The sequence below is a fragment of the Clostridia bacterium genome, from assembly GCA_014360065.1.
Lineage (GTDB): Bacteria > Bacillota > DSM-521 > Neomoorellales > JACIYF01 > JACIYF01.
Window position 1 is genome coordinate 1 of the sequence record JACIYF010000166.1, and the last position, 4407, is coordinate 4407.

The following is a 4407-nucleotide window of genomic DNA, read 5'->3' on the forward strand; positions in this document are numbered from 1 at the left end:
AGGCTACTCCGCCCCTGGCGCAAGCATCAGTAGGCACCACTCCAGCTTTTGGCGGTTGGAGCAGGTAGCTTTGCCGGTAGCGGTAGCTAGCCTCGGGCATAGTCCTAGCGCTCAGGCTGGAGCTGGATTTCAGTGATGGGTGAGGGGCCATATTGTCGAAACAAGGAGGCAATCTCCGGGTGGCAGGTGAATACCAGGAGCTGGGTAAGGTGGGAAAGCTCAACTAAGGTCTTCACCGCTGCCTCCGCTCGCCCAGGGTCAAAGTTCACTAGGATGTCGTCAAGGACTAGCGGCAAGGGCTCAGCCCGGGAGCAATACTCCCGAATCAGCCCGCAGCGCATGGCCAAGTAAAGCTGTTCGGCCGTTCCCCGGCTCAGCTGGTCAGTGTCCAGCCGCCGCCCCCGGCGGTCTTCTATTTGCAGCCGCTTTTCTCCCACCGGTACCAAGATCCGCGGGTAGCGGCCTTCGGTCATGCAGGCAAAGGCCTGAGAAGCGTGGCGGATAATCTGAGGACTGCGTTCCCGCTCATAGCGCTCCCGCGTCTGCATGAGAAGTCTGCGACAGATTACCAGCACCGCCCACCGGTGAAAAGCTTCCCGCAGGGCCTCCTTGTGGGCTTCCAAAGTCAAAAGCTCCTCCCCTAGCTCGTGGTCATGCTCGTAATGCTGCCGCTCATTGTCCAGCTCCCCCCAGCGTTTCTGAAGGGCCCTAGCTTCTTCCTCCAGGCACTGTTTCTCCGCCTTCGCTTGCTCCAATTCGGCTTCGATCTCTTCCTTGGTCTTGGCCGCTAGATCAGCATACAAAGAAGCTACCTTCCCAGCTGCCAGTACCTCCAGCTGGTCTTCAAGCTTTGCCATGTTTTCCTCGAGCTTGCGCCGCCGCTGGTAGTCTTGGGCTCGGCGCCGGAAATCGTCTTCATCGCTAGCTCCTCCCTGGGCCAGAAGCTCCTCCCACCTTTTTCGGAGCTGAGCTTGTTGGCTTCTCAATCCTTCTAGATCTTGATTGATGTCCTCAATCTTCTGTTCAACTTGGCGTAAAGAATTGGCCCGTTCCTTCTCTCGCTCAAACTCGTCCATCAGCTTCCGGGCCGCCTGGACAACGCGGAAATCAGCCGGCTCAGATACGGCTGGGCGCCCCAGCTCTGCAAGAAGCTGGTTCACCCGGTGCGCCAGCTGCTCAACTTCCCGTACCCGAAGGTCAAGCCGCTGCCTGGCCGCTTCCCAGCTGCTTAAGGCGGTGCGCGCCCTTTCCACCGCCGCAATTAGCCTCTCCGCTCCCTCCGGGCTCAGATCGGCGCTCAGTCCTCTTTGCCCAAGCCAATCTTTCCACTGCTCCTGGAGTTGCCTGACCTGAGCCTCAGCCTCGGCTAATGAGGCTTGGGCTCGACCGCCATCGCATTGAGCTAGTTCCAGCTCGCGGCTCAACTGGGTCAAGTCGGCCTCCAGGCCTTGCCGGCGTTCGGCCTGGCTTTCCTGGGCCAACTGCCCCATCCAACGCCAAGCAGCTAGGCTTAAAGCTACCCCCAAGGCCACTAAAGTTAAGCCCGCCCCGGTTTGACCCCGGGCCAGGAACACAACCGCCAGCGCCCCAAATAACCCCAAGATGGCTATGGCCGGCTTGGTAGCCGGCCTAGGCATGGGTCTAGCTGCCTCTAGTTGTTTCCTTTTTTCCTCCAGCCGGGACCGGACCTTTTCCTCGTTCCACTGGGCCAGCTGCACCTGCTGCCCCGCCTGGCGCTCCTGGTCTCTGGCAGCATCCATATCCACCCGGAATTGCCTTATGGTTTCGGTCACTGCCACCGAGGTGTCCAGGCTCTGCACCTGCTCAGCACCCCAGCCCGGCCCCAGGTTCCTAAGCTCTAACTCCCAAGCCCGCCGGGCTGCACTCACCTCGCTCTGGCACTCGGGAAGCTCTGCTAAAGCCTTTTCGGCAACAGCTATTGCTGATCCCAAGGCGGAAATGTCTTCTGCCCGAGCCAAGATCTCAGCATTGAGGCCCAGCCGTGACGCCTGCTCCTCCAGGCTGGCTTTTTGCTGCTCCTTAGCAGCGATACTGGCCTCTAATTGATTAAGATCCAACTGTAAGGCCTCTAAGCGCTCAATGCCGGCCTCAGGAAAGGCCTCCACATACGGGACCCGCTCCAATTCCCGCTTTGCCACCTCCCGGGCCTGGTACAAAGGCAGGGCCTGGCTTAGCTTCTCTAACCAGACCAGCCGTTGGTTAAGGGCTCGAATCTCCTCTTCACACTGCACCATTCGGCGGTTGACCGCTTCGATGCTAACCAGCACCTGTTCATAAGCACCGGTCCTATGTTTGAGCCCGGCTATTCTCCGCCAACTGGCCTCAATGGCTGTTAAGGTGGCATTGAGGCGGGGTTTCCGGCCCCAAGGCTTATAAAGCTCTTCAATCTGGGCTTCAAGCTCTCCCATTACTTCTGGAAGTGAGGCCGATCCCAATCCCAGGCCCACGCTATAGATGCGGGAACTCACTTCTTCATCCTGGATGGTCTCTAGGCGCTGAAGCTCCTCCAGGCCAAAGGCAAAGACGTTCTGGTAAAAGTGCCGGCTAATGGAGCTCAAGGCTTGCGGCACTTGGGTTAGAGTCGGGTCCGAGCCCAAACTCGACCGGTACCGGCCCCCGGCTTTACCCTGATAGCGCTCCAGGCGATACTCCCGGCCCTGGCTATCCACCAAAGTCATATAGCCTCCCAGCCGCCCGCCATGCAAGGGAGGATACTGGTTGGCTGCACGCTTCCCTTCCGGTCCGAACAGCAAAAAGCGGATCAGCTGCATTAAGGTAGTCTTGCCAGCTTCGTTGGGGCCGGTGAACAAAACCAGGTCGGGGTAAGGGAACTCCCATCCACAATCATGGAAGATGCCAAAGCCATCGACATAAATGGAAGTGATGCGCACCTAGTCCTCACCTACCAGCAAATCCAGCCCCAGCGCCTCAGCTTCGTCAATCAGCCGATGGAGCATTTCCTCATCGATGGGGCCCACCAGTTCTTCTACTCGCCGGTGCTGATAGACTGGATCTAGCTCAGCCAGGAGGGAGACCCGCCAGTCAGGGCTTTGGCGGGCCTCTCTGGCAGTGCGAATGAATTCAGACACAAAATCGCTCCCCGAAGCTAGCGTTTCCAGGTCCAGGGGTCGTCGGGTGGAGATGATTAAGTTCTCTGGCCAGATTAACCCTGGCCCGGCCGCTCCCAAACCCAGTCCAAACTCCCGCAGCGCCGATAGCAGCGCCTCACGTATTCCTCTCTTGGCTAACTCACGGTGAACTTGGGTCCGGCCAGTTACTTCGATTCTGGCTATCACCGAAGAGCCAGCTGCACCACTCAGGCAGTCTTCCAGTGCCACCTTGACCGCTTCCTCCAGGTCCTGCAGGCTGGAAGCGGAGCTGGCATCCACCCGAACCAGCTCCCAGCGCCAGCAGTGCAAGGGAATAAACTCCCGGCCGATCACCCTCTGACCATCAATGGTGATCAAATAGCAGCCTTTTTCCCCGCGCTCCTTGATGTTCCGCCCTTGGGTGTTGCCGGGATAAACGGCGCAAACGCCCTGCTCTTCCACTTCGGTGCGGTTATGTACATGGCCTAATGCCCAGTAATCCATACGGCCCCGGGCCAAGTCCTCCAACCTACAGGGAGCATAATCCTCATGGCCGGTAGCTCCGCCGAGGTTGGCATGGAGGACGGCTATGGCCGGCACCGGTTCGGCCGCATTACCGAGAGCAACCTCAAGGGAGCTCGACCAAGGCGAACTCGCCCCTAGCACCAGTTTACCCTCCCCGCGCCGGAAGCGCCGGGCCAAATTCTCTTTTAGGGCCGGACCAGCATGGCTGATACCGTACACCTCGGCTATCCTGGTTTCGTTTTTGATGACAGGCAAGCGTTCCACCTGGTCACTGGCAAAGAAGTGAACCTGACGCGGCCACTGGAGCGAGGCCCTCCAGCCCTGGCAGTGGTCGTGGTTACCGTGGGCAATAAAGGTAGGGATATTTCGTTCTCCTAGGCGGGTTAGCTCATCCCGGAGCCGGATCTGGGCTGCCAGGCTACGGTCAGCGACATCGAAGACATCCCCGGCCAGGACCACAAAGTCCACTTGGCGCCGGATGGCTAGGTCGACCATGTTCCTTAGGGCCCCAAAGGTAGCTTCTCGAAGCTGGTCCCGGATCTCGGGGGCATCCACCCCCAGGCCGGAAAACGGGCTGTCGAGGTGCAAGTCAGCCGCATGGATAAACCTCACCATTCCCATGATCCCATGCTCCTCTTTAACTTGATGATGCTTCCGAAACGTTTCCCATGCCGGGGCGCTGGCGCCGGCGAAAGACTGGCCTCGCCAGCGATCCGTATGGCTCCCCCTCGCCCTTCGGCGGGGTTCCCGGCCAATTCGACCTCCTGTCTCA

Annotated in this window: 2 protein-coding genes; both read right to left on the reverse strand. The window is 59.3% G+C overall.

The window, feature by feature from the left end:
• Nucleotides 1-104: 104 nt before the first annotated feature.
• Entirely contained in the window at nucleotides 105-2912 is a 2808-nt protein-coding gene (locus H5U02_14195; GenBank protein ID MBC7343573.1) for an AAA family ATPase, read from the reverse strand.
• Entirely contained in the window at nucleotides 2913-4256 is a 1344-nt protein-coding gene (locus tag H5U02_14200; protein MBC7343574.1) for a DNA repair exonuclease, read from the reverse strand.
• Nucleotides 4257-4407: the final 151 nt, after the last annotated feature.